The sequence below is a fragment of the Devosia sp. 919 genome, assembly GCF_013185965.1.
Lineage (GTDB): Bacteria > Pseudomonadota > Alphaproteobacteria > Rhizobiales > Devosiaceae > Devosia.
Window position 1 is genome coordinate 887978 of the sequence record NZ_JABAOL010000001.1, and the last position, 24848, is coordinate 912825.

28 protein-coding genes are annotated in these 24848 nt (G+C 64.4%); 7 read left to right on the plus strand and 21 right to left on the minus strand.

Annotation, left to right across the window (positions count from 1 at the left end; all coding sequences use genetic code 11):
- Positions 1–86: 86 nt before the first annotated feature.
- Complete coding sequence (locus HRQ64_RS04245; protein WP_172122322.1) at positions 87–1403, plus strand: alanine racemase; 1317 nt, start codon at positions 87–89, stop codon at positions 1401–1403.
- Between the two features lie 15 nt (positions 1404–1418).
- Here the strand turns inward: HRQ64_RS04245 and HRQ64_RS04250 are convergent, their stop codons facing one another.
- The 7 genes from HRQ64_RS04250 to HRQ64_RS04280 all read right to left on the minus strand — a co-directional run bounded on the left by HRQ64_RS04250 (position 1419) and on the right by HRQ64_RS04280 (position 7555).
- Complete coding sequence (locus HRQ64_RS04250; protein ID WP_172122324.1) at positions 1419–2402, minus strand: energy transducer TonB; 984 nt, start codon at positions 2400–2402, stop codon at positions 1419–1421.
- Complete coding sequence (exbD, locus tag HRQ64_RS04255; RefSeq protein ID WP_172122326.1) at positions 2399–2848, minus strand: TonB system transport protein ExbD; 450 nt, start codon at positions 2846–2848, stop codon at positions 2399–2401. The genes HRQ64_RS04250 and exbD overlap by 4 nt, the downstream gene beginning before the upstream one ends.
- 6 nt (positions 2849–2854) lie before the next feature.
- Positions 2855–3841: a tonB-system energizer ExbB gene (gene exbB, locus HRQ64_RS04260; RefSeq protein ID WP_172122328.1), complete on the minus strand. Its 987-nt coding sequence runs from the start codon at positions 3839–3841 to the stop codon at positions 2855–2857.
- Between the two features lie 185 nt (positions 3842–4026).
- Complete coding sequence (locus HRQ64_RS04265; RefSeq protein WP_172122330.1) at positions 4027–5250, minus strand: cysteine desulfurase-like protein; 1224 nt, start codon at positions 5248–5250, stop codon at positions 4027–4029.
- Between the two features lie 30 nt (positions 5251–5280).
- Positions 5281–6015 carry an amino acid ABC transporter ATP-binding protein gene (locus HRQ64_RS04270; RefSeq protein WP_172122332.1) on the minus strand — a complete coding sequence of 245 codons (735 nt, stop codon included), beginning with the start codon at positions 6013–6015 and terminating at the stop codon, positions 5281–5283.
- On the minus strand, positions 6015–6686 hold the full coding sequence (locus tag HRQ64_RS04275) for an amino acid ABC transporter permease (protein ID WP_172122334.1): 672 nt from the start codon (positions 6684–6686) through the stop codon (positions 6015–6017). The genes HRQ64_RS04270 and HRQ64_RS04275 overlap by 1 nt, the downstream gene beginning before the upstream one ends.
- A gap of 68 nt (positions 6687–6754) precedes the next feature.
- On the minus strand, positions 6755–7555 hold the full coding sequence (locus HRQ64_RS04280) for a transporter substrate-binding domain-containing protein (RefSeq protein ID WP_172122336.1): 801 nt from the start codon (positions 7553–7555) through the stop codon (positions 6755–6757).
- A gap of 238 nt (positions 7556–7793) precedes the next feature.
- On the opposite strand from HRQ64_RS04280, the gene HRQ64_RS04285 reads away from it, so the two are divergent.
- The 3 genes from HRQ64_RS04285 to HRQ64_RS04295 all read left to right on the plus strand — a co-directional run bounded on the left by HRQ64_RS04285 (position 7794) and on the right by HRQ64_RS04295 (position 10637).
- Positions 7794–8510 carry an FCD domain-containing protein gene (locus HRQ64_RS04285; protein WP_172122337.1) on the plus strand — a complete coding sequence of 239 codons (717 nt, stop codon included), beginning with the start codon at positions 7794–7796 and terminating at the stop codon, positions 8508–8510.
- Positions 8511–8530: 20 nt separating this feature from the next.
- The gene (gene hydA / locus HRQ64_RS04290) at positions 8531–9955 is read left to right on the plus strand and encodes a dihydropyrimidinase (RefSeq protein WP_127751866.1); all 1425 of its coding nucleotides are present in this window, start codon (positions 8531–8533) and stop codon (positions 9953–9955) included.
- A 76-nt stretch (positions 9956–10031) separates the two neighbouring features.
- A complete protein-coding gene (locus tag HRQ64_RS04295; protein WP_210258506.1) occupies positions 10032–10637 on the plus strand; it encodes a J domain-containing protein in 606 nt (201 codons plus the stop codon).
- Here HRQ64_RS04295 and HRQ64_RS04300 read toward each other — a convergent pair.
- The gene (locus HRQ64_RS04300) at positions 10634–12265 is read right to left on the minus strand and encodes a subtype B tannase (RefSeq protein ID WP_210258507.1); all 1632 of its coding nucleotides are present in this window, start codon (positions 12263–12265) and stop codon (positions 10634–10636) included. The two genes, HRQ64_RS04295 and HRQ64_RS04300, sit on opposite strands and share 4 nt — an antisense overlap.
- 118 nt (positions 12266–12383) lie before the next feature.
- Positions 12384–12710, minus strand: a complete 327-nt coding sequence (locus HRQ64_RS04305) for a hypothetical protein (protein ID WP_172122339.1) — start codon at positions 12708–12710, stop codon at positions 12384–12386.
- A gap of 188 nt (positions 12711–12898) precedes the next feature.
- Here HRQ64_RS04305 and HRQ64_RS04310 point away from each other — a divergent pair, with 188 nt between their 5' ends.
- A complete protein-coding gene (locus tag HRQ64_RS04310) occupies positions 12899–13897 on the plus strand; it encodes a sensor histidine kinase (RefSeq protein WP_127751869.1) in 999 nt (332 codons plus the stop codon).
- Positions 13898–13973: 76 nt separating this feature from the next.
- On the opposite strand, the gene HRQ64_RS04315 is transcribed toward HRQ64_RS04310, so the two are convergent.
- Positions 13974–14279, minus strand: coding sequence for a zf-TFIIB domain-containing protein (locus HRQ64_RS04315; RefSeq protein ID WP_127751870.1), 306 nt, complete (start codon positions 14277–14279; stop codon positions 13974–13976).
- Positions 14280–14751: 472 nt separating this feature from the next.
- On the opposite strand from HRQ64_RS04315, the gene HRQ64_RS04320 reads away from it, so the two are divergent.
- The gene (locus HRQ64_RS04320) at positions 14752–15105 is read left to right on the plus strand and encodes a RidA family protein (protein WP_172122340.1); all 354 of its coding nucleotides are present in this window, start codon (positions 14752–14754) and stop codon (positions 15103–15105) included.
- 54 nt (positions 15106–15159) lie between these two features.
- Here HRQ64_RS04320 and HRQ64_RS04325 read toward each other — a convergent pair whose 3' ends face one another.
- On the minus strand, positions 15160–15849 hold the full coding sequence (locus HRQ64_RS04325; RefSeq protein WP_349236667.1) for a GntR family transcriptional regulator: 690 nt from the start codon (positions 15847–15849) through the stop codon (positions 15160–15162).
- 145 nt (positions 15850–15994) lie between these two features.
- On the opposite strand from HRQ64_RS04325, the gene HRQ64_RS04330 reads away from it, so the two are divergent.
- Complete coding sequence (locus HRQ64_RS04330; protein ID WP_172122341.1) at positions 15995–16177, plus strand: hypothetical protein; 183 nt, start codon at positions 15995–15997, stop codon at positions 16175–16177.
- 11 nt (positions 16178–16188) lie between these two features.
- On the opposite strand, the gene HRQ64_RS04335 is transcribed toward HRQ64_RS04330, so the two are convergent.
- The 10 genes from HRQ64_RS04335 to HRQ64_RS04380 all read right to left on the minus strand — a co-directional run bounded on the left by HRQ64_RS04335 (position 16189) and on the right by HRQ64_RS04380 (position 24780).
- Positions 16189–16509 carry a hypothetical protein gene (locus HRQ64_RS04335; protein WP_127751873.1) on the minus strand — a complete coding sequence of 107 codons (321 nt, stop codon included), beginning with the start codon at positions 16507–16509 and terminating at the stop codon, positions 16189–16191.
- Positions 16510–16537: 28 nt separating this feature from the next.
- Positions 16538–18394, minus strand: a complete 1857-nt coding sequence (gene treZ, locus HRQ64_RS04340; protein ID WP_172122342.1) for a malto-oligosyltrehalose trehalohydrolase — start codon at positions 18392–18394, stop codon at positions 16538–16540.
- Positions 18395–18447: 53 nt separating this feature from the next.
- Positions 18448–18696, minus strand: coding sequence for a hypothetical protein (locus tag HRQ64_RS04345; RefSeq protein ID WP_172122343.1), 249 nt, complete (start codon positions 18694–18696; stop codon positions 18448–18450).
- 87 nt (positions 18697–18783) lie between these two features.
- Positions 18784–19890, minus strand: a complete 1107-nt coding sequence (locus HRQ64_RS04350; protein ID WP_172122344.1) for a YihY/virulence factor BrkB family protein — start codon at positions 19888–19890, stop codon at positions 18784–18786.
- A gap of 53 nt (positions 19891–19943) precedes the next feature.
- Positions 19944–21140 (minus strand): DUF3618 domain-containing protein, encoded by a 1197-nt coding sequence (locus HRQ64_RS04355; RefSeq protein ID WP_172122345.1) that lies wholly within the window; start codon positions 21138–21140, stop codon positions 19944–19946.
- Complete coding sequence (locus HRQ64_RS04360; RefSeq protein ID WP_127751878.1) at positions 21140–21556, minus strand: phage holin family protein; 417 nt, start codon at positions 21554–21556, stop codon at positions 21140–21142. The genes HRQ64_RS04355 and HRQ64_RS04360 overlap by 1 nt, the downstream gene beginning before the upstream one ends.
- Entirely contained in the window at positions 21549–22469 is a 921-nt protein-coding gene (locus HRQ64_RS04365; protein WP_172122346.1) for a hypothetical protein, read from the minus strand. Before HRQ64_RS04365 ends, HRQ64_RS04360 begins: the two co-directional genes overlap by 8 nt.
- Positions 22470–22666: 197 nt before the next feature.
- A complete protein-coding gene (locus HRQ64_RS04370; protein WP_127751880.1) occupies positions 22667–23158 on the minus strand; it encodes a ferritin-like domain-containing protein in 492 nt (163 codons plus the stop codon).
- Positions 23159–23337: 179 nt separating this feature from the next.
- A complete protein-coding gene (locus tag HRQ64_RS04375) occupies positions 23338–24393 on the minus strand; it encodes a cation diffusion facilitator family transporter (protein WP_172122347.1) in 1056 nt (351 codons plus the stop codon).
- A gap of 72 nt (positions 24394–24465) precedes the next feature.
- Positions 24466–24780 (minus strand): metalloregulator ArsR/SmtB family transcription factor, encoded by a 315-nt coding sequence (locus HRQ64_RS04380; RefSeq protein ID WP_172122348.1) that lies wholly within the window; start codon positions 24778–24780, stop codon positions 24466–24468.
- Positions 24781–24848: the final 68 nt, after the last annotated feature.

Genomic DNA, 24848 nt, shown 5'->3' on the forward strand with positions numbered 1-24848 from the left:
GGGCTTGCCTGCCCCCCTCGGGCGCGCTAGCACCGCCGGTGCGACCCCAAGATAACCAATCCGGCCACGGCCGGCGGAGCCTATCCATGTCTGACCTGCACCTGGCCAACAGCGACAATCCGGTGATCGATGAGCGCATCCGCGGCTTTCCGCCGGGTCACCAGCCGCTGCCGCTGGCCGCGATCGGGGAGCAGGGCTGGAAGCCCTATGATGGCGCCATGGCGCTGCCGCTGATCTCGCTCGATCAAGCGGCGTTTGCGGGCAATGTCGCCGAGATGCTGGCTTATGTGAACGATCATGCCGTCGCCATCGCGCCCCATGCCAAGACGCCGATGTCGACCGCGCTTTCGGCGGCACTGCTGGCCGCGGGGGCCTGGGGCTCGACCGTCGCCGATATCCGCCAGGCCGCCGTGTTGCTGGCCGCGGGCCAGCGCCGGCTGATCCTCGCCAATGAAGTGGGTGGTCCCGCGGCGGCGCGCCGGCTGGCGGCCATGTTGGCAGGCTACCCCGATGCGGAGATCCACCTGTTCGTGGATAGCCTTGCGCTGCTCGAGGCGCTTCGCGCCGCCTGGAGCGAGCGGGACGACCTGCCAGCGCTAGGTCTGCTGGTGGAGTTCGGCACCGGTCGCGCGGGGCTGCGCAGCGCCGATGGGGCGGGCACGATGCTCGAGGCGATCCTCGCGGCCGAAACCGCCAATTTCCGACTGTCGGGCATTGCCACCTATGAAGGGGCGGCCGCGACCGCCGACGCCAGTGAAACCCTGCAGCGCATCGAGGGGCTGATGGCGATGACGGCCGCTTTCCTGCCGCTGGTGCGGGCGCGGGTGGGCGACAGCCGGCCGCTGATCGTGACGGCCGGCGGGTCGGTCTATTTCGACCTCGTGGTCAAGGGGCTGGAAGCGGCGGTGGCGGCGGACCCCGATTGCCGGCTGGTGCTGCGCAGCGGCGCGATCTTTTTCCATGACCATGGCACCTATGAGCGTGGCATTGCCGGGCTCGATGCGCGTGAGGGATTCCGCATTGGCGGGCAGGTCCGCTCGGCCTCGAGCGGGTTCAAGCCGGCGCTGCGGCTGTGGGCCGAAGTGCTGTCGCTGCCCGAGGCGGGGCTCGCGATCTGCGGCATGGGCCTGCGCGATGTGGCGATGGACCAGGGGCTGCCGCGCCCGCTCGCCCTGTATCGCGACGGCGCGCCGGCTCAGGTCGATCTGGGCGAGGCCTCGGTGCTGCGCCTCAACGACCAGCATGCGTTTGTGGCGCTGCCCGAAGGCGTGGTGCTGCAGGTGGGGGACGTGATCGAGTTCGGCATTTCCCATCCCTGCACCTGCATCGACCGGCACGCGATCATCTACAATCTCGCGCCCGACCACACCGTCACGGGCGCCTTCCTCACCAGCTTTGGCTGAGGCGGGCACGGGCGCTCACAGCTCGAACTGGATGGGGATGGTGAGGGTCATGCGGGACTGGGCGAGCTCGGCCGGGGGGGCGGGCACGGGCGAAGCGCGCTGGATCATGCTCATCACCGCCTCGTCGAGATCGGGATAGCCCGATGAACGCGCGATGCGGGCCGACAGCACATTGCCGCGCGGGTCGATGGAAAATTCGAGCTGCACGAGCCCTTCTTCGCGCCGGTTCTGCGCGGCGCGCGGATAGCGCTTGCGCTGGTTGAGATAGCTCACCAGCTGCGACTGCCAGCGGGCGGGCGACACGCTGGGTGCCGATGGGCGCGCGGCGGGCTGGGCGCTGGCGGCGGGCGCCGGCTTGGCGGCAGCACTGGCAGTGGGCGCAGCGGTGCGGGCTGGCGCGGTTTGGGCAGGCGGGCGCGGAGTGGTGGTCCGAGGGCGCTGGCGGCGCTCCAGCAGCCGTGCCGATTGCTGCACCGGCAACGGCGCCACCACGGCGGGCTCGGGTGCTTCCACGGACTCGGGAATGATCTCTTCCACCACGGGCTCGGGTTCGGGCAGCGGCTCTGGCTCTGGCTCTGGCTCTGGCAGGGGCTCAGGCTCGGGTTCCGGCAGGGGCTCTGGCTCTGGCTCGGGCTCAGGAGGCGGTGGCTCGATGGCCGGCTCGGGGGGCGGTTCCTCGATGATCGGCTCGGGTTCGGGCGGTGGGGGATCGACGGCTTCCTCGACCGGTTCTGGCGTGGGGGCGAGATCGGGCTCTTGGGACGGGAGTTCGGCCGGTGCGGTTTCGGGCGGGGCCGGGAGCGGCGCCAGCTCGAGCATGATGGCCTCGGGCGCGTTGCCCGCGAGCGCAAAATCTTCGGGCGGACGGTTGAGGAGCCAATAGGCGCCGGCCCCTTGCGTGCCCAGGACGACAAGAAAGGCGCCGGCCCACACCAAAACGCCGCGCCAACCGGCGCGGCCGTCATCATCGATGGGGGTTGAACCGGCGGCTGCGGTCATGGCGCGGGCGCGGCGGCAGCGACCGGCGGGGCGGTTTCGAGCCCGACCAGCGCGATCTTGAGATAGCCGGCGGCGCGCAGCAGGTTCATCAGGCCCATGAGCTCGCCATAATCGACGCTCTGGTCGGCGCGCAGGAAAATGCGGGTTTCCCGATCACTTTGCGTCAGCGTGTCGAGCGCGGTGCCGAGCGTTTCGCGCCCAACGGGGTCGTTGTCCAGCGACAGGCTCAGATCCTGGCGCAAGGTGACATAGACCGGCTCGTCGGGGCGTGGCGCCTGGGCGGCGCTCGAGGCGGGCAGATCGACATTGATGTCGACGGTAGCAAGGGGCGCCGCGACCATGAAGATGATCAGGAGGACAAGGATCACGTCGATAAACGGCGTGACGTTGATCTCGTGGGTTTCGGCGAGCTCGTCGCCCGAATTTTCGCGGATGCCGCCGGCCATGTGGGCTTACTCCGCCGCTGCGGGGTGGAGCACCCCGGGATGGTGGCGCGCGACATAGCGATGGTCGAGATCACTGCTGACGAGGCGCTCAACGGCCGCCGAAACATCGCCCAGCTGCTGGCGATAGCCGGTGATGGCGCGGGCGAAGATATTGTAAAAAATGACGGCGGGAATGGCGGCGACAAGTCCCATGGCGGTGGCGAGCAGGGCCTCGGCAATGCCGGGGGCCACGACGGCGAGGCTGCTCGATTGCGCCTGCGAAATGCCGATAAACGAATTCATGATGCCCCAGACAGTGCCGAAGAGGCCCACAAAGGGCGACACCGAACCGATGCTGGCCAACACGCCGGTGCCCAGCATCAAGCGTCGGCCGGCGCTGATTTCGATGCGGTTGAGGCGCGAGGCAACCCGCTCCTTGAGCCCGCTATTGGCGGCAAAATCGATGACCTGGTGGGCGCGCGCTACTTCCTGCTGGGCAGCCTGCACGAGGCGCACACCGGCGCCGCGTCGGCCGGTGAGGGCCGTGGCTGCGTCGGCCAGCGTGGTGGAGGCCTGAACCGCGCGCAGGGTGCGGCGCAGCCGGGCCTTGGCGCCAACCAGTTCAAGGGTCTTGGCCAGCCAGACCGTCCAGGTGACGACGGACGCCAGGAGCAGGCCGATCATCACGCCTTTGACCACCCAGTCGGCAGCCATGAACATGCCCCAGGGGGAAAGGTCATGTGGCAGGTCGGCATTGACGCCAGCTTGGGGCTCTTCGGGCGCCAGCAGGTCGGCCGGAGCAGTGGCGGGAGGCGGCAGCGGCGCGGCCGTATCAACAGCTGGAGCCGGTGCCGAGGGCACGGCAGCCGGTGCTGCGGGTGTGATGGTCGTTGGCGCAACCGCTGCGGGCGGCGGGCTTGGGGGTGCTGCGTCCTGGGCGAGCGTCAAGCCGGCGCCGAGACTCCATGCCATGGCCAGGGCCAGTCCGAAGGGGGCTGCCGCAGTGCGCTTCATTTGTTGACTCTCCGTGACCAGTTTTCGGCTTCTACGAAACATGATCATGACCGTCAACAATATTGCGCGGCTTGTCCCAAGGCGCTTTGCCAGTGCTGACAAGGAGATAGCAAGACGGCCCTCGCCAACAAAAAAGGGCGGCAAGCCCGTGCTCGCCGCCTTTGGTTCTCGCCTAAAGGAAAAATCTAGAGCGTAGCGTCGAGTGCCTTGATCAGACCATCGACCTCGGCCGGGCTGTTGTAATGGGCCATCGAGACGCGCACGACGCCGCTGCTGCCCATGAGGTTGAGATATTCGGCCAGCCGGCGGGCGTGGAAATCGCCAAAGCGCACGGCGATCTTGTAGGGGTCGATGCCTTTGGCGATCTCGCCGCTATCCTTGCCATCCACGACAAAGCTGATCGTGGGCACCCGTTCGCCGGCAACAGCATGGGTGCGCCCGATGATGCGGGTGTCGTTGCGCTCGCGCAGATAGCTCAGCAATTGCTCGCCGATGATGCGCTCATGCTCGACGATCTGGCCGAATGCGGCCACGACCTTGGCGCGGTCGTCGCCCGTGCTGTTCGACTTGCCACCGAGTTCGACGAGGTAATCGACGATGCCCGCGGCACCACAGGAGAGCTCGTAATTGACATTGCCCGGCTCGAGCTTGTGGGGGACTTTGTCCTTGCCGTAAAAATAATGGTAGAGGCCGTCGAGCTCGAGCAGATGCTCATACTTGCCGTAGAGCACGGCGTGGTGGGGTCCGAACACCTTGTAAAAGCTGAAGGCGTAGTAGTCGACATCCCAGCCGGTGACATCGACCGCGCCATGGGGGGCGTAGGCGACGGCATCGACGCAAATGCGCGCGCCATGCTCATGGGTGATGCGGGCAATCTCGGCCACCGGATTGATCGTACCCAGAAGGTTCGACACATGGGTGACGGCCACGAGCTTGGTGCGCGGCCCAAAGAGAGGCAGCAGGTCTTCGATCTCGAGCTCGAAGGTTTCGCGATTGACCTCCCAGGTGCGGATGACGACGCCACGTTCCTTGAGGCTCATCCAGGGCCCGATATTGGACTCGTGATCGGCATTGGTGACGATGATCTCGTCGCCCGCGCTGAGCTGGCTGGCCATGGCGCGGGCCAGGTTCTGCAGCAAAACGGTGGTCGAGGGGCCCATGACGACTTCTTCGGGCCGGCTGGCATTGACCAGGGTCGCAATGGCGCGGCGGCTGGCTTCCACCGCTTCCTTGGCCTTGATCGAAACATCATAGGACCCGCCGGTCTGCACGTTGCGGGTAAGAAGGAAATCGGTGATCCGCTCCACCGAGCGCCCGAGGATCTGCGATCCGCCGGCATTGTCGAAAAACGCCCATTCCTTGCCCACGGCCGGAAACTGGTTGCGAACGAAATCGAGATCTAGGCTCATCTATCAAGTCTCTGGTTGGGGCGGGTGGCGTTAGTGGGCCAGCACGGCCTTGAGAAAATCTTGCGTGCGTTGCTGCTTGGGATGGTCGAACACTTCGGTTGGAGTGCCCGCTTCGATGATGCGCCCGCCTTCCATGACGATGACGCGGTCGGCGACCTGACGGGCAAAGCCCATTTCGTGGGTGACGACGATCATGGTGACCCCGGTATGGGCGAGGCCGCGCATCACATCGAGCACTTCGCCCACCATTTCGGGGTCGAGCGCGGAAGTGGGCTCGTCAAAGAGGAGCGCCTTGGGCTCCATGGCGAGGGCACGGGCAATCGCGACGCGCTGCTGCTGGCCGCCCGAAAGCTGGCCGGGATATTTGTCGGCCTGCTCGGCAATCCCCACGCGCTTGAGGAGGGTCAGTGCGCGTTCGCTGGCGGTGGCTTCATCGAGCTTGCGGGTGCGCATGGGGGCCAGCATGACATTGCGCTTGACTGTCAGATGCGGGAACAGGTTGAAGGACTGGAACACCATGCCCACATCGGCGCGCACCGCAGCCAGTTCCTTGCCGGCGCGCACCGGCACGCCGCCGACGCTGATCTCGCCGGGCCCAAACTGTTCGAGCAGGTTGACGCAGCGCACAAGGGTGGATTTGCCCGACCCGGACGGGCCGATGATGCAGACGACCTCGCCCGCCGCGATATCGAGGCTGACATTGTCGAGCGCGAGGAACTTGTCATAGGACTTCGAGACGCCCTTGATCGAGATAAACGGCGCCATCAGCGTGTTCCTGCCTTGAAACGCTTTTCGAGCTGGGACACAGCCACGACCATGGGCCACAACAGGGCCAGGTAAATGACCGCCGCGCCGATCAGCGGGGTGGGATTGGCGGCAAGCGCCTGGGCCTGGGTTGCTTGCTTGAGGAGGTCGGGCATGGCCACGACCGAAGCGAGCGCGGTGTCCTTCATCACATTGATGCAGTTGTTGGTCAGCGGCGGAATGACGATGCGCACCGCCTGGGGCAGCACCACGTCGACCATGGTGTAGCGGTAGTTGAGCCCGAGCGCCTGGGAGGCCTCGAACTGGCCCTTGGGAATGGCCTCGATGCCAGCGCGAAAGATCTCGGCGGTGTAAGCGCCCGAAACGAGGGTCAGCGCCGTCCAGGCCGCCCAGAACGAGCTGAGGCGGATGCCGACAAAGGGGAGGGCGTAATAAACGAGGATCAAGAGAACCAGGATCGGGATCGAGCGAAAGATGTCGATATAGATCTTGGCAATGAGCCCCACGATGGTCGGGCCATAAAGGCGCAGCAAGGCGACGCCGAGGCCCAGGATCAGCCCGGCGATGATACTGGCGGCGCCCAGCTGCACCGTGACCCAGAGCCCGGCCAGGAGCAGGGGCAGGCTGTCCACGAAGACGGACCAGTTGAAAAAGGTTTTGACGATATCCAACGGGCAACCCTAGCTAAGAAGAAGGGCGATGCGGCGCGAACCGCATCGCTTGAGAAGGGCTCGCCCGATCAGGGGGCCGCAGGCATGTCGAGGACGGCGACCGTCGACGTGGTGTCCTCAGGGGCAGCGCCGAACCATTTTTCGTGCAGCTCGGCAATGAAGCCCTCGCCCTTGAGTGTGGTCAGCACCGCGTTGACTTCGGTGGCCAGCGGATCGTCCTTGTTGAACATCACCGAGTATTTTTCGCCGGTGACGATGCGCTCGACCACTTTGAACTCGGGCTTGTCCTTGGTGTAGTAAAGCAGCGCCGGAATATCGCTGACATAGCCATCGATGCGGCCGGCCTGCAGGTCGAGCATGGCGGGGGTCAGGCCCTCATAGCGGCTGATACCGGCAAGCCCGAGCTTTTCGGTGTTCTCGGTGGCATAGATGTCGCCGGTCGAGGCGGTATCGACGCCAATGGTCTTGCCCTTGAGGTCGGCCGTGCCGGTGATGCCGGAGGCCGCGAGAACGGTCAGCGACTGGTCGCTGTCGTAATAGGGCTGGGCAAAGGAGACCGATTCCAGGCGCTTGTCGGTGATGGTGATCGAGGAGACCGCCATGTTGATGCGACCAGACTGCACAGCGGGGAAAAGCCCGTTGAACGGGATGTTCTCGAAGGCAACGGTCTTGCCGAGGCGATTGGCGACTTCGGTGATCAGGTCGATTTCAAAGCCGACAACGGTGCCGGACGCATCCTGAAATTCCCACGGCACATTGCCGATATTGGCGCCAACCGTCAGGTCAGCCGCCTGGCTGGCTCCGGTCAGGCCGCCAAAGGCCAGGGTTGCGAGCAGTGTAGCGGAGGCGAAAAAACTCTGTAATCTCATCGTGTATCCCCTTCTAAGGCGCCGATAGCGCTGGCATGTGTTGCAGTCACGATCCACTAGTGTACGGCAGGCCATGCCCACTCGCATGCTGGTCTGGCCGGTCTGACCGGTCTAACTTGGCGTCGATTTTTGGGCAAGATTGAATCTGTGCTTATTCGGTGATCATTGCTGGTGACGGGGCCCGACCCGCGCGCTAACGGTTGATCCACCAGCGAGTGCCCAATAGGTTCGGGGGAGTATGGCTCGGTCAAATGTCACCAGCGCTGCGGCCCAAAAGCTGCAGGAGATGATCCAGACGGGCCAGTTGCAGCCCGATCAGCAACTGCCCTCGCAGCTGGAGCTGTCGCGCCAGCTTGGCATTTCGCGTGCCTCCCTGCGCGAAACCATCTCCATGCTCGAGACCTTGGGCTTTTTGCGTATCGAGCCGGGGCGCGGCACCTTTATTGCCAGCACCACTCCCAGCGGCAGCGGCCAACTCGCCCCCCGGGGTTTAAGTGGACGCCATGACAAGCAGGATATCTACCAGACGCGGCTTTATCTCGAGAGCCTCGTGGTCAATCTCGTCGCGCCGGGCATCACCCAGGCCACGGTGGCCCGCCTCAACGAGCACACCACGTTGATGTGCGCGGCCTGGGATCGCAATGATCTTGTCGGCGTCGTGGACCATGACCGCGATTTCCACCACGCCATCTGGGCTGTTTGTCCCAACAAGCTGCTGCTCAACCTCTGCATGAGCGTTGCCGATGAATTTGCCGCCACCCGCAGCTATCCCCTGCCGGCGACACGGCCGCAGCGCTTCGCCGAATCCGCCAACGAGCATTTCGCCCTGGTGGATGCCCTGTCCCGGCATGACGGCGACCGGGCCACCGCGATCATGCAATCCCATATCCGCAACACCGCCGCCGCGGCCGGCATCGCGCTGACGCCGTTGCCGACGCCAGCCCCTTTGCCCTAACCGTGCCGAAAGAGCCCGCCATGACCCATTACGACTTGATCATTCACGGCGGCCTTGTCGTCAACGCCGATGGCCAGCAGCGCTGCGATATCGGCATTCGCGACGGGGTGATCGCGGCGCTCGGCACCGATCTGGGTACCGCGAGCGAGCAGATCGATGCCACCGGCAAGATCGTGGTGCCCGGCGGTATCGACAGCCATGTCCATATCGCCCAGCCTTCGGGCGATGGCTCGGTCATGGCCGATGATTTTGCCAGCGGCACGCTGTCGGCTGTGTGCGGGGGCACGACGACGGTGCTGCCCTTCTGCCTGCAGCAAAAGGGCCAGTCCTTGCGCGAAGTGCTCAAGGACTATCATGCTCAGGCCGAGGGCAATTGCCACGCCGATGTGAGCTTTCACCTTATCATCACCGACCCCACGCCCAATGTACTGGGCCAGGAACTGCCGGCGCTGGTGGAGGAAGGCTATACCTCCTTCAAGGTGTTTTTGACCTATGAAGGCATGCGCCTTTATGACGACGAGGTGCTCGCCACCATGGATTGCGCGCGCGAAACCGGCGCGCTGATGATGGTGCATTGCGAGAACGAGGATGCGATCCGCTACCTCATCGGCAAGCACGAGGCGCAGGCCAAGTTCGAGCCCAAATACCACGCCACGACCCGCCCGCAGGTGGTGGAGCGCGAAGCCACCCACCGCGCCATTTCGCTGGCTGAAGTGGTGGATGTGCCGGTGGTGATCGTGCATGTCTCCAATGGCCCGGCGATGCGCGAAATCCGCGCGGCCAAGGAGCGCGGCCGGGCGGTGGTGGGCGAAACCTGCCCGCAATATCTGGTGCTGACCGCCGACGATCTCGATCTCGCCGATTGGGAAGGCGCCAAATTCGTCTGCTCGCCGCCGCCGCGCGACACGCAAAGCCAGGCCGATTGCTGGGAAGGCATCGAGACGGGGGTTTTCGACATCTTCTCGTCCGACCACTGCCCGTTCCGCTATGACGATCCCAACGGCAAGCTGAGCGCTGCGGGCCAGCAGAGCTTCCGCTATATTCCCAATGGCATTCCGGGCGTGGAAACGCGCCTGCCGATCCTGTTTTCCGAAGGCGTCGCCAAAGGGCGGATCGATCTCGAGCGCTTTGTGGCGCTGAGCTCCACCAACCATGCCAAACTCTATGGGCTTTATCCCCAAAAGGGCGTGATCGCCGTGGGCTCAGACGCCGATATCGTCATCTGGGACGCAGGCAAGAGCGCCCCGATCGAGCAGGCGCGGCTCCACCATGGCGCCGATTACACGCCCTATGAGGGCCTGCACATCAATGGCTGGCCGGTGCTGTCCATGCTGCGCGGCGTCGTCGTGATGGCCGATGGCGAGCCCACCGGCGCCGCGCCCGCCGGCCAGCATCTGGCGCGCGCCCGCTCGCCGCTGGTGGCGGTGGCCCAGGCCCAGCTCTGAGCTTGCCGGAGGGCAAGGTGCCGCAGCGCGCCGCATGGATTGCTGCGGGCGGGCACAGTCTGATAATCTTGGGTCCATGAAACTAACCGATCCATACGCCACATTGGGCGTGCCGCGCGCGGCCGACGCCAAGGCGATCAAGGCTGCCTACCGGCAAAGCGTGCGGGTCGCCCATCCCGATCGGGGTGGCGATGCTGCCCATTTCATCGCCGTGGTGCAGGCCTTTGGCATCTTGTCCAATCCCGTGGCCAAGCGCCTGTTCGACGAAACCGGCGAGATCGACGAGGCCGGTGTTCGCGATTATCGGCAGGAAGTCGTTGTCGTTCTGGCCGACATGTTTGATTCGGCCGTCAGCACCGCCCTGGGCTTGGCGCTGCCGCTCAATCGGGTCGATTTCATCGAGCAGATGAGCTCGGTGGTAAAAGCCCAGATCAGCGATGCCGAGCAAAAGCGCAAAAGCGCCGATGCCGAGATCAAGGCGCTCGAAGACCTGCGCTCGCGCATCAAGCGGCGCGATGGAGCGGCGAACCTGTTTGTGGATCGGCTCAACGAGCAGATCAAGACCAAGCTCGGCGCGCACCGGGCAGCGCTGCACCGGCTGTCGCTGCTCGAAACCGCCGCTTCCGAGCTGGCCAACTACGACTCCGAAGTGGAGCTGTTTTCCGCTCTCGACGTGGCCTAGGCCACGCCGATTGCCGAAGCCTGGGTGCCCCCGCCGGGCGGCTTGGCTGGCGGGCTGAACGGGGGATAGCCGGTGATCACCCCGATCCAGTCGATAAAGGCGTCGGCGTCCTCATTGGCGCCATGCCCGGCATCCCAGTAAAACGCGGTATCGACATCATCGCCCAGCTTTTGCGCGGCGGCAGTGAGATTGCCGACTACGGTAAGGGCGGTGTCGGTATCCTTGGCGCCCACGCGGTACCACCAGAACTTGGCGCGGGTTGGGTTGGCTTCGCGCAGGAACGGCATCGGGTTCATCTGGATGACCTTGCCCGGCATATCGAGCGCGCGTTCGGCATTGGGGTCACCCATCGCCTCGCGGAGGCTAAAGGCGGTGAAGTGGCGCGCCTCGGTTTGATCGATCCCGAACAGGTTGTTTTCGGGGGTGGAGAGATCGAGCGCGTCAAAGGCCGGCACGCCCTTGCGGCGGGCGCCGACATGCTCGAGGAACTCTTCCCAGGTGAAATCAGCCTTGCCGCCCGACCAAGCGATGTTGGGATTGGCGGCGAGGTAGCTTTCCCGGTCCGTAGGCGAGAGACCGGCGAGATAAGCCGTGGCCGCCGGGGCCAAGTAAGTCTGCACCAGGTAATCGCCATAGGTACGCGTGGTGAGCGGCCCGAAATCGCCCAAACCTTGCAGCCCGAGCGAGGCCTGGTAACCCTCGAACAAGCCCGCCAGCGCACTCGACAGCTTGCTGTCCACCAGCGACCCCGAGGGCAGGGGATTTTGACCCCAGTTCCACTCATAGGCCATATCGGCATGTTCAAGATCGGTGATGGGGCACCAGGCGCCTGAGGCAAACATCACGTCGCTCCCCTCGGCGGCCCCCAGTTCCGCCAGCGCATCGGCATAAATGGCGTTATCGCCCGAAGCGCCGAGCAGCGCGGAAAGCGCCCCGCCGGCGCTGACGCCCGAGGACACCATCAATTTGGTGTTGCCCGGCACCCGGCCGGCATTGGCGCTGATATAGCGCGCCGCGGCCTTGAGATCGACAATGGGGGCGGGCGCGACGCCGATGTAATCGCCATTGCTGTTGGTCAGGGTGCGCCCACGCGCGCCCGGCTCCACCACCACATAGCCGGCGGCAAGTGCCAGCTTGGCATTGCTGACGCGTTGGCCGCGGTCGAGCATGGCATTGCCACCGCTTTCCACCTGCGCGCCGCCGGGAGTACCACCCGGAATGCCGCCTGGTGCCGCGCCGGGAGGCAGGCCCATGGGCGGGCTGTCATCGATGCCATTAGCATTGGCCACCGAGGAGGGCATGTAGCCACCCACGCTGTTGGCAAAGAGGATCGGCGCCTGGGACGCATCCACCGCCTGCCCATCAATGCGGATCGGCACCGAGACATTGAGGCATTGATAGGTAACGTCCACGGGCCGGGCCACATAGGGAATGGCCTTGTAGAAATGGTACACCACCTCGCGGTCGCCCGCGGCGGTGGTGATCGTGGTCGTCAGCTCGGTGAACGCCTCGGGATCGAACTGCAGGTTCGCATCCCCCTCCTGCGCCCAGGAGCGGCCGGAAAGGGCCGCCATGCTCACCGCCAGCCCGGCTCCAAGCCCAAGCTTCATCGCCTCTCTGCGCTGCATTTCCTGTCTCCAGCATAGGGTGGTGGAGAAGTAGATTCCTGCTGGGCCTGGCTCGCCAGTTAAGGTTCGGCAATCCAGATTACGATGCAGACAGCTTGGTAAGGCAACGGCGTGGGCGCTAGTTCAGCAGGTGCAGTTCGGCCGCTGCGGCATTGGCCTCGTCCATGGAGGCGTCCAGCGTTGCCTTGAGAATGCGCAGTTCAGCCTTCAAACGCGGCGACAGGTTCAGCCCCTGCCATTCGCTCAGCTTCTGCTGCCATTCGGCAACTTCGACGATCAGCTTGCGCGCGCGCTCCGCGGTTTCGGGATTGGTCTGCACCGCGGCTCGCTCGGCATTTTCGGCCAGCTCAACCAGTTCGACGGTGCTGATGACCCATTCCGGCGAGGCAGTACGAACGGTCTCGATCTGCGAGACGACCTGGTCGTCAGCTGGATAATGCTGCATGGGGAGTGTTCCTGCCGGAAGCGGCACGAATGCGTGCACTACGGGCTTTAGGTTCAACCCTCGGGGACCGCAATGGTTGCCCCTGCGTGACAATACCGCACAATTAGGGAACTTCAGCGGCACTTGCCCGCCACAAAGCTGGCGCGGGCAGGTGCAATCTGATCAAACCATCAGGGAACGGAGGCGACATGCCATTTAGCGACCACAGCCACCCCCTTTGGGAGGTGAACAACCTCAAACGTGCCCTGCATGCCGCGGGCGTCGCTTTGTGGTCCTGGAATGTCACCAGCGACGCCTTCGCCATGGATGAGCAAGCCTTTGTCCTGTGGGGGCTGCCGCCCACCAGCAAGGTGAGCTTTGAGGATCTGTCCTCGCGCATCCATCCGGCAGATCGCGATCGCGTCCGCGCCGCCTTCACCGCGACAAGGGCGATGGTCGGCGCCTATGAAATCGACTTCCGCATCTTGCTGGGCCAGGAGATCCGCTGGGTCTCGGCCCGTGGCCTCGGCAATGACGAAGGCATGCATGGCGACTTCATGTCGGGTGTGTTTCTCGATGTAACCGGGCGCAAGCAGGCCGAGGAGGGCCATGAGTTGCTGGCCGGCGAGATGAGCCACCGGGTCAAGAACCTGCTTGCCATTGCGGCGGGGCTTACGCATCTGACTTCGCGCTCCACCACTACCGTGGCCGATATGGCGCGCGAGCTCACCCAGCGCTTGTCTGCCCTCGGGCGCGCCCATGACGTGGTCCGCCCGCTGCCGGGCAACCAGGGCCGGGCTGCCCTGCTGGGCGATCTGATCGCGGTGCTGCTGGCGCCCTATGACGATTCCGGCGCCTTTAGCGGGCGCATTCGCGTCGCAGTGCCGCGCATGGGCATCGGCGAACAATCCGCCACCACCCTGGCGCTGGTGGTGCATGAGCTGGCCACCAATTCCCTCAAATACGGCGCCCTTTCGGTTGAAGCCGGCATGCTCGACATTTCGGGCAGCTCCACTGACAAGGAAGTCACCCTTGCCTGGACCGAGCGCGGCGGCCCACCCGTCAGCCCGCCCAGCCGCGAAGGCTATGGCAGCCAGCTGATCCGGCGCAGTGTTGCGGGCCAGCTTGGCGGCGCCATTCATATCGACTGGTCCGAGGAAGGCATCATCGTGACCATCACCCTGGACGCCGAACGCCTGGCGAGCTGACCGCCCCACCCGGGGCTCGTCGCCCCGGTTCACCCGTCCGATCTGGCGGCTGGCGGACTAGCGCCTTGCCATGGCCCTAGAAATCAAAGATCTCGCCTAAAAAGCCCTCGCGCTTTTTCTTGGGGCGGTAGCCGCGGTCATCGTCGCTATAACGCTGCTGCTGCTCGCGACGGTCATCATCGCCATAGCGGTGCTGCTGGCCGCGCGGCGCGTCATAGGGCTGCTGCGGCGTTGGCACCACGGGTTGTGGCGCTGCGCGCTCGATGATCTTGTCGAGTTCACCGCGATCAAGCCACACACCCCGGCATTGCGGGCAATAATCGATCTCGATCCCCTGGCGTTCGCTCATCACCAGTTCGGTGTTATCGATGGGGCACTTCATGGGCGTCTCCTGCGCGCTAAACCCCTCAGATGGGGAGCGCGTCCCCGACTTGCCAGAGACTATCTTGCCGAGGAGCGCACGTGTCGCAGCCAAGCCGTCCCCGGACCTGCCGAAATGCTGGAGGCCTCGCCCTGGAGTTGAACCAAGGATGTGAGGAGTTGCAATCCCCCGCGTGTCGCTCCGCCACGAGGCCAGCAACCTGCATAGCAAGCGCCAAATTACGGCCAAGTAAATGCGCAGGGTAAACTAGCGGTTGTTGGCGGGTCCGAGCCTCTCCATCCGGGTGCGCCCGTCCTCCATTGCCCCGGTTCACGCTGCTGGGTAGGACGGGGGTGTCGAACAATTGCAGCGACCCCATTCCTCTTGTTCCCTCAGCACAATAGCGGCGCTGCGGGCTGGCTCCTGGGCGCGACCCAGCCTAGAAAGGCTGCGTGCCGCTCCGCGCGGCGCCCAAGAACAACAAGGAAGAGCCATGACTATCGAACGCAAGCATGTCGGCCCCCGCATGAGCCTGGTTGCCATCCACGGCAATACGGTTTTCCTCGCCGGCATCACCGCCGACAAACGCGGCGGCACTTCGGTCGCCGAGCAGACCACCGAGATCCTCGAGCGCATCGACGCGCTGCTGGCCGATGCCGGCACCAGCAAGGAACAGGTCTACAAGGCCACGATCTGGCTGCGCGACATTGCGGCCTTCGATGAAATGAACGCAGTGTGGGACAAGTGGGTCGTGGCTGGCCACACCCCGGTGCGCGCCACGGTGGAAGCGCGCCTTGCTGCTCCCGACGTGCTGGTGGAAATCCAGGTGGAAGCCGCCAAGGCCTAAGGCGGCCCGTTTTTCAGCTCTCGTGCGCCATCGGGTGCGCGAGAGCCATGCTCCTTAGCGCTCGAACGCGCCAATGAAGCGCTCGCGCGAGCGCTCCAGATGGTGGCGCATCGCCGCTTCCGCAGCCTTGGCATCGCCGGCGGTCAGCGCATCGATGATCCCTTGGTGCTCCTCGAGAGCGTCGCTGGTGGCGCGTGCATGGTAGAACAATCGGAACAGATGCACATGGGTGTGCAGATTGGTCAGCGTTTCATGCACCAGCTCATTGCCGCTGCCCTGGGCGATGGCATCGTGGAAATCGCTATCGAGCCGCGCAAAGCGCCGATAAGCCTCCGCCGGCGGATCCTGTTCGGTTTCGCGCATCTCCTCGGCCAGCTTGTTCAATCCGGCCCGCGCTTCCGCGCTCATCGCCTTGGCCGCGCGTCCCGCGGCGAACGGCTCCAGCAACAAGCGCAATTCATACAGCTGCTCGAGCCGGGCACGATCGAGCTGCTCGGCGGCGCTGTAGCCCACGAGATGGGTCTTGACCACCAGCCCCTGCGCCTCGAGCCGCGATAGTGCCTCGCGGATCGGGGTTTGCGACACGCCCAGTTCACGCGCCATCCGGTCAACCGATACCCGCCCGCCTGGCGGAATCTGGCGCGACATCAGCTGCCCGTAAATGGCGTTGTAAACCTCGTCCCCCAGCCGGGTGGGCCGCTTGAGCGGGGTTGGGGCCTTGCCCATGTCGTCGGTCGAGCTCACATCCGCGTCCTTTGGCTGTGGTGGCGCGGCAAACCCCTAGCACCGAGCGCCCAGGTCTTCAAACCGGCAATAACGCAGCCCGTCCCTGCGCAGGGAACAGGCGTTCGGACGCCGCGTTCTCCCTCGACAACAAGGAGTTAAGTCCATGAGCCAGCACCCAGACGCCAAGCCTGACGAGCCCGACCACAAGCCCGGTAAGGATGCGCCCTCCACCATGCCGCCCGCCGGTCCCCATGCGCGCCCAGACCTGATCGACAACGAAAAAACCCCCGGCACCGGCTCATTGCCCGATCCGCAGGGTAGCGAAGCCGATGTAGGCAGCGACTAGGGGGTGAGCCCCTAGTCTGAACTCACGATATAGTCGTCGGGCACCTGGAACATCGCCTTGAGCACCGTGCGCGGCCCGTCGCTTGGGTAAAGCCCGCTATCATCCTGCACCACATGGTAAAGTTTTGGGTCGCGTAGCGCGCTGGCTTCCACCTGGGTGGTCGCCAATGGCTCGCGCAGGGTAATCGCTGCCGCCTCCGCATGCGAGGCCACCACCCGGGCATCGCCCGAGGAGCGCGCCCGCACCACAACTTCGCCCTGGGGGACGGCGCGACCCCAATTGGGGTCGCCTTCCCTTGCCACCGGCAACAGACGATAAACGTGAAGTTGCACTGTTCGAGCCTCCGGTTCTTGTGCCGAATTAACTGTCCTGGACCCCAGTTGTTCCCTGCGCGGGGGCGAGGTGCAGGTCATAAACGGCACTCCAGGGCTGGAGCGTATCGCCACTCACAGTGCCCTCGACCCAGAGATGGGGATGGGAGAGATCGACCCCGCTGACGGGATCGGAGCCTAGATTGGCGCTCAACACCAGCGTCGAGCCATCGCCCAGGGTCCAACTCACGCGCACCGCCTTGTCGCCCAGGATTTGGTAGCGCCCGGCATAGCCTTGCATGCCGCGAAGCCGGGGCACGATTTCCTCGCGCCGCAACGCCAGCAGGGTTCGATAAAGCGACAAATGGCTGGTGGGCCCGGCCTCGTCGGTCTCTTCCCAATCGAGCTTGCAGGCCCGGAACGTTGCCTCGGCCATCGGGTCGGGCGGCAGCCGGTCGGGCTCGCTGTCCCCGATCATATGGCGCATTTCTTCGCGGCGGCCCTTGCGGATGGCCTCGGCCAGATCCTCGCCCACATCGGTAAAGAACAGGAAGGGGCGCTTGCTGTCCCATTCCTCGCCCATGAACACCATCGGGATCTGGGGCGACAACAGATAGATCGTGGCCAGCACCCGCGTCACCGCTGCCGGCACCAGCTGGCCAATCCGCTCGCCAAAGGGGCGATTGCCGATCTGGTCATGGTTCTGGATAAAGGCGACAAAGGCGGTGCTGGGCAAAAAGGCGCTGGGCTCGCCCTTGGGCTCGCCTTCATGCGGAGTTATCTCGCCCTGATAGGCATAGCCTTCCGCGAGCGAGCGGCCGAGCAGGTCGGTGCGCCCTTCATAATTTTCGTAATACCAGAACTTTTCGCCCGTCGCCGCGACATGGAGGCAATGATGCACGTCGTCATTCCATTGTGCATCATAGAGCCACGGTCCCCCATGCCAGCCGCGCTTGAACCAGCCGGCCTGGTTCTTGGAATTCTCCTGCACCAGATGGATATAGCGCCCGTCGGTGGCGGCCCGGGTCTGCTCGGCCAGGTCCTGCAGCATATGCTTGGGGCCGGTATCCTGGATCGCATGCACCGCATCGAACCGCAGGCCATCGAAGCGATATTCGTTGATCCAGAAGCGGGCATTGGCAAAGACGATGTCGCGCACCGTATGGGCGCCTTCATCATCGTAATTAAGGGCGGCGCCCCAGGGGGTCTTGTGCTTTTCGGTCATCACCGGGGCATAGGCGGGCAGGTAATTCCCCTTGGGCCCGAAATGGTTGTAGATGACGTCGGCAAACATCATCAGGCCGCGTTCATGGGCGGCATCCACCAGGGCCTTGAGATCATCGGGGTGGCCATAGCTGGCATCGGGCGCGAACAGCATCGCCCCGTCATAGCCCCAGTTCCAATCGCCCTTGAATTCGGCCAGCGGCAGCAGCTGGATCGCTGTCACGCCCAGCTCCACCAGATAATCGAGCTTGTCGATTGCCGCCCGGAAGGTGCCTTGCTCGGTGAAGGTGCCGATATGGAGCTGGTAAAAGACGGCTTCTTCCCAAGGGCGGCCGCGCCATCCAAGGTCGCGCCATTCATAGGAAAGCGGATCGAGCACTTCGCTGGGCCCGTCCACATCCTGGGGCTGGTAGCGCGATGCCGGGTCGGGCACTTCGAGCGCGCCGTCGATGGCAAACATGTAGCGTGTGCCGGGGCCCACGCCGGGCACTTCGAGCTCGAACCAGCCGCGCTCGCTCGCCATCATAGGCAGGGTTTTCCCGCCGATCAGCCTGAGCTCGACGCGTTGCGCCTGGGGTGCCCACAGCCGGAAGCGCACGCCCGATCCGGTGATCTGGGTGCCGAACTTCATTTCCTGTTCGCGGCGGATGGTCTTGTGGGCGGGGACGGCCATTTGGTTCATCGGGAATCCTCTTTTGCCAGCAACGTCTGAGGAGCCCAATTGGCTGATGTCACTCACCTAGATTGATCCTCCGCTTCATCGCGCGTTTCGAGCTTGACGGTCAGCACTACCGGACCCTGGCTGCCATCGCGGATCTGCACGGAAAGCTCGGTGGTTTGGGAGTCGCGAAACGCGTCGCGCACCATGTCGGACAGGGTGCGGCGAGCCATGCCCACCGCCACATCCATGTTTTCCAGTTCGAGCCCGGCATCGTCGCGGAACAGGCCGTCGCTGTCGTGAATATCGAAAAAGAAGCGCGGCATCGCGTTTCACCGTGGTTCTTTGCCGGGCAGGCCGGCATGTGTTGGGATCACGGATCAGGCTCCCGTTTGGCTTGCACTAGATATGGGTCAGCTCCTGCCGCGCTTGCGGGCTCGCCCGAGCAGCCAGGCTGCCGGAGCCGAAAAGGCGAGGCTGCTCCAGGGCAGGGGCCGGCGCTCGGCCGGCGGCTTGGGTGGTTTTTCCAGCTTCTTGCGGTCCCACGGCCAGACCCGCCCCACATGGTCGGCCATATGGGCACCGCGTTCGCCCAGCGGCTTTTCGGGGCCGGTGGTGGAGTCGCGCGCGGTCTGGTGCTCCACTTCCGAGTTGAGCTCGGCCCCGAGGATCACGAGGGTCACCGAAATCCACAGCCAGGTCAAAAGCGCGATCAGGGCCCCAAGCGAGCCGTAGGTGCGGTTGTAGTCGCTGAAATTGGTGACATACCAGGAAAAGGCGATAGAGGTCGCTCCGAGCAACACCACGGCCAGAACGGCGCCCGGGGTGATCCAGCGCCATTTGGCTTCCTCGCGGCTGGGTCCCCAGCGATAAATGGCTGCGATGCTCAGCCAGACCACCAGGAGCATCACGGCATAAGAAGCGACCCGCACCACCCATTCAAACCCGCCGGTAGTCGGCAACAGGGCAATAATGGCGGGCAGGATCACCACCGTCGCCAGCACCATGATCGCTGCCACGGCGCCACCCAGGGTGAACAACAGGGCAATCAGTTGGAGCTTGAGGAAAGGGCGGCGCTCCTGCTCGTGATAAGCAATGTTCATTGCCTCGAACATGGCCTTGACGCCAGCGCTCGCGCTCCAAAGCGCAATGGCGGTGGAGATCACAAGGGTAAAACTGAGGGTGCGGCTGCTTTCCGTGGTGAGACGCGTCAGCTGGTCCCGGATGATTTCGAGCCCGCCCGGGGGCACCAGCCCCACCAGCAGATCGACCTGGTTGGCAACATCGGTGGTGCTGTTGAACAGGCCATAGATCGCGACCACGGAGGTCAGCGTCGGCACCAGCGCCAGCAGCATGTAAAAGGTGACGCCGGCGGAGGTGAGCAGGATCCGGTCATTATTGATGGACCGGAACAGGCGGTAGAGAATGTCTTTCCAGCCTGCGGCTGGGATCTCGGTGGGCGCAGCAGCGTCTCGCCCCCGACCTTGTTGACCGGCGTAAAGCGATGACGTGTCTTGCATTCTTCCCCCCAAAGAGGAAGGCGGTTACCCGCCTTCCCTTGTTTTTCTTTCGGTCAGGTCGTCGACTCTCCGGTCGAGCCCTGGCCAGTCGAGGACTGCCCGGTCGAAGAGGTGGTAGCGGTCCCAGCCACGTTGGAAACGCCTTCCTTGGCCTGCTGGTAGATTTCGCCAGCCTTGCCGGTCGCGGTTTCATAAAGCTCGGTCGCCTTTTCGCGGCCCTGCTCATAAACCTGGCTGGCCTGCTCGCCGGCCATGGCCTTGAGCTGGTCGGCACTTTCACCCAACAGCGCGTCTTCCTGCTCGGTATGGGGCAGGGTGGCGGCAAGGGCGGCACCGGCGGCAAAAGCCAGGGCGCCGGCAACCAGGGGCTGCTCACGGAACTGGTCCATCAGCGTGTGGTTGAGCGAGCCCGCCTGGTGGCGGATCGCCGAACCGGCATGACCGGCCTGGCTGCGGATGGCACTGCCGGCATGGCCTGCCTGGCTGCGCAGCCCGCTGGCGGCACTGCCGGCATGGCTCGCACCCGAGCTCAGCGCGTCGCGGGCATCATGGAGCTTGCGACGAGCCTGGCGCCAGGTATGGGAGGCCCAGCCCGTAGCCGCATCGAGCAGATTGCCCGCTTCGTCACGGAAATGCTGCACCTGCTGGCCGCCGGCATCGGCGAAGCCCTTGAAGCGATTGCCCGCCTCATCCATGAAGTGGCCGGCGCGCTGGCCCGTCTTGTCGGTCAGGGCGCGGAACTTCTTGCCGGAATCGTCGGTGAACTCGCTGTAGTTGCGGCCAGCATCGTCGCTGACGCTGCCCAGCCGCTGCATGCTCGAGCCCGAGATCGTGGCGACGGGATAGTCTTCGTCGTCATAGAACTCTTCCTCGATATAAACGCTTTCGGTGTCGTAGTCCGTGGCGCCATAGCCGCGACGCGCATTGATGCTGTCATCCCAGGCATCGTCGCCATAGGCGCGGGTGGTCGTTGTCCGCTCCGATTTGGACGAACCGCCGGGCTTGGCCATCAGCCAGGCCAGGCTCACGCCCAGCAAGGCCACTGGCAGGGGATTGGCGGTCACGCTGCGCTGCAGCGAGCCGATGAACTCGCCACCGCCGCCTTTGGTGTAAGCCATGAACTCGTCGACCAACTGGCCGGGCGAAAGGCGATCGGCGATCTGGTCGATGCGGTTTTCGACCTGGTTGCGCTGCATGTCGATTTCGCGCTGGAGTTCGGCCGAGCTTTTGTTGTCGTCATCGTAAGCCATTAGAGTCTCTCCTTGACCACATCGGCGTCACGGCCAAGCGAAGAGGCCGTGCGCTCCATTTTGAGGTTGCTGGCCTTGAGGGCATTAAGCCCGCGGTTCACCAGCACATAAGCGATGATGCCGACCACCACGGTGACGATGATCGCCCCGATGGAAGTGGCCATGGTCTCGTCCATGCCCTGCGCCTCGAAGAACGCTGCAATCAGCGACACGAGGAACGAGAGGAACACGCCCAGCGCGCCCAGTGCCAGAACGGCACCGGCGAGGAGGAACACGACCCCGCCCATGGTCTGGGAGAACTTTTCCGAGGCCTCGGCCTTGGCCAGCTGGATTTCCTTGTGGAACAGGTTCGAGATGTCGCCGGCAAGGCCGCCGATCAGCTCGGATAGTGGCCGGCTGTCATTGACGTTAGACATTATCCTTCTCCCCATTCTGGGTGGTCGAACCACCCGTGGAACCCGAGCCGTAGCCGCTGCCCGAGCCTAGGCCCGAACCCGAAGTGCTGCCGCCGGTCGAACCATAGGAACTGCCGGTGCCGGGGGTGGAACCATAGCTGGAGCCGGTGCCCGAACCCGTGCCGCCGGTCGAGCCATAGCTGGAGCCGGTGCTGCCGGTCGAACCGGTGCTGCCGGTGGAGCCATAGCCGCTGCTGCCCGTGCCATAATCGCTCGAACCCGTGCCCGAACCGCTGCCGCCGGTGGCAAAACCGCCCGAGCTGGCATAGCTTGAGGAATTGCCGGTATAGCCGGTTTCACCCGAAGTCTGCCCGCCCGTACCGCTGCGGCGGTTGGCGGAAGCCAGCACAAAGCGGCTGGCCACAAAGCCGGCCAGGGCTGCAACGCCCAGGAAGGCCAGCGGCTGGCGGCGGCCGAAGTCCTGGGCCATGCCCACGAGGTCGTCGACATTCTTGTTCTGGACCGTTTCGGATGCGCGATTAAGGCCATTGGCCAGGTCGCGGACATAGCCCGAAATGGTGCTCTGCTGGTCGTTGTCGAGTTCATCGGCAACCCGCGTCACGGCCGAGGCAATGCCGCTGAGCTGGCCCGCGGCCATGTCCTTTTGCTCGCTGGCAAAGGAGCGGGCCTTTTCCGTCGCGGCGCCAAGCTGTTCCTGCGCCTGGCCCTTGAGGTTGCGCACTTCTTCGGCCGCGCGCTGAGCGACCGCGTCAAGTTCGCTCTTGGCGGTTTCCTTGACCGCAGCAAAATCGTGCTTGGCCTGTTCTTGAGCTGCGCTCAGGTCCTGCTTGGCCTGATCGGGGACGATCCCCGCGGCGCCGCCGGTGCTCGATGTCTGGTCTGCTGAGAATTGACTAGGATCTTGGGGGCTCATCGCTCCGACTCCTTTAGGTTCTAGAGAACGTCGCCTTGGCCGCTCCGTGGCCGACGTCAAGTGAGCACACAATGCCGCGAGCGGACGGAAGTTCCCTTAATTGTCTTGAAATTACAGTAGGTTATTGCAACATGCGCAAGCCGGCAGCCCCGCCGCGTGGGCGGCCTGCCGGCTTGATTTTAGTCCCCTGCTAGGGCTCAGGCGGCCTTGGCGTTGGCTTCGCCGGTGGCGAGCGTCGTCAGCTTCTTGTCGGTCGCTTCTTCTTCGCCCAGCGTGGTCTCGAGCAGCTTGGCCGCGTCGGTCATCCCCAGCTGCTGGGCCCAGGTGCGCAGCGTGCCGTAACGGGCCATTTCATAGTGCTCGACGGCCTGTGCCGCCGCGATCAGGCCGGCATCCAGCGCCTGCGTGCCCTTGAACTCGTCCATGATGGACTTGCCTTCCTCGATGATCCCGAGAATGGCGTCGCAGGTCTTGCCGCGCGCGGGCTTACCGAGCAATTCGAAGATCTGCTCGAGGCGTTCGATATGCACGTCGGTTTCATCGCGGTGCTGTTCGAAGCCGGCAGCAAGTTCGGGCGACTGGGCAGCCTTGGCCATCTTAGGCAGAGTTTTTACGATCTGCTTTTCGGCGTAGTAGATGTCCTTGAGCGTATCGAGAAACAAATCGTTAAGATTCTTTTCTTCAGCCATGTTGATTTCCTCGGTTAATTTGCCTTGTGGCGTTCGGGGACTCAATCGGAACGACCCCCAATTGGTTCCCCCCGAGAACACGGGTTTGCGACAACAGACCAAGGGGTATTTTTCGCCCGCCCGATGGAACCGGATGTGCGGCGGCGCCAAGGGGGCGCGCGGTGGGCAGTTGCGACGTCTCAGGCCGGCGCCGCTGCGTCACCCAGGGCACAATGGGTCGGGCTTTGGCTCCAATCGATTTCCACCGTGGAATGGGCAATGCCATAGGCTTCCAACAGCGCCGCCTTGGTGGCGCGGGTAACGGCAGCCGGGTCGGCTCCGGGAGCAAGGGCGATTTCCAGCGTCGCCAAGGGCTTGCTGGAGGTGATGGACCAGACATGGATATGCCGCACCGCCCCCAGCCCCGGCACGGTCTTGGTCAGAAACGGGCCGATCTCCTCCACCACCACATTGCCGGGCGCTCCTTCCATCAGGATCTGCAGCGAATTGCGCAGCAAGCTCCAGGCGCTGCGCAGGATCAGCAGCGAAACAAGGGAGGACAGGATCGGATCGATCGGCATCCAGCCCGTAAGCCAGATCGCGATGGCAGCAACGATCGCCGCGGCAGAACCCAGCATGTCACCCAGCACATGGAGCGCGGCGCCCCGAATATTGACGTGATCCTTATCCCCGCCCTGGAGCGTGCGGAAAACGAGGAGGTTCACCCCCAGCCCGAGGATCGCCACCACCAGCATCGGCCCCGCCAGCACCGGCTGGGGCGACATCACCCGCTGCACCGCCTCAAACAGGATCCAGCCAGCCAGGGCAAACAGGGTTAGTGCATTGACCAGCCCGGCGACCACTTCGAGCCGCATGAAGCCAAAGGTGTGCGTGGCGTCGGAAGCGCGCCGCCCAAAACGGAACGCGGCCCAGGCCAGCAGCAGGGCCGCCGCATCGGTCAGCATGTGGCCGGCGTCGGCGATCAGCGCCAGCGAGCCCGACAGCCATCCTGCCACCACTTCCACCAGCATGAAGCCAGCCGTCAGCGCAAAGCCGATCAGCACCACGCGTTCATTATTGGCCCCGACCTTAGGGGCGTGGCTGTGCCCGCCACGATCATGGCGATGGCCATGATCGTCGTGCCCATGGCTGTGGGAGGCGTGATCATGATCGTGGTGATCGTGGACATGCCCGGCCACAGTTGCGCCCGCACCGGCCGCCGCCCTGGCATCCCCCTCATGGCCATCTGCGTTCATCCACGTCACCTCATCCTCTATCATATGAATAGCTGTTCATATGTCGGATGCAAGACTCACACGCTGCTGTGATCAAGACCCGGCGTCTCCGCCTTGTTCCTCGCCAACATGCTCGATCATATCGGTCAGCATATGGGCGATGTGATCGTCTTCTGCCTCGTAGAACACCTGCTTGTTACGCCGCGTGCCGCGCACGAGGCGCGCCGAGCGCAGCAAGCGCAGATGGTGACTGACGAGAGAAGGCGACACGCCGAGCGTGTGGGCAATGTCCCCGACGGCGATCGGGCCCGCCAGGCAAGCCAGCATTACCCGCAACCGCGTCGGATCGCCCAGGAGACGATAGGTTTCGGCGATGAGGGTGATCTGGCTGTCGTTCGGGGTGATCATGCAACCTCTTGAGGACTCGGGCAGAGCTAAGGCTGTTCTGTGCAGCTTGCCAAGGCCAAAACCGACCC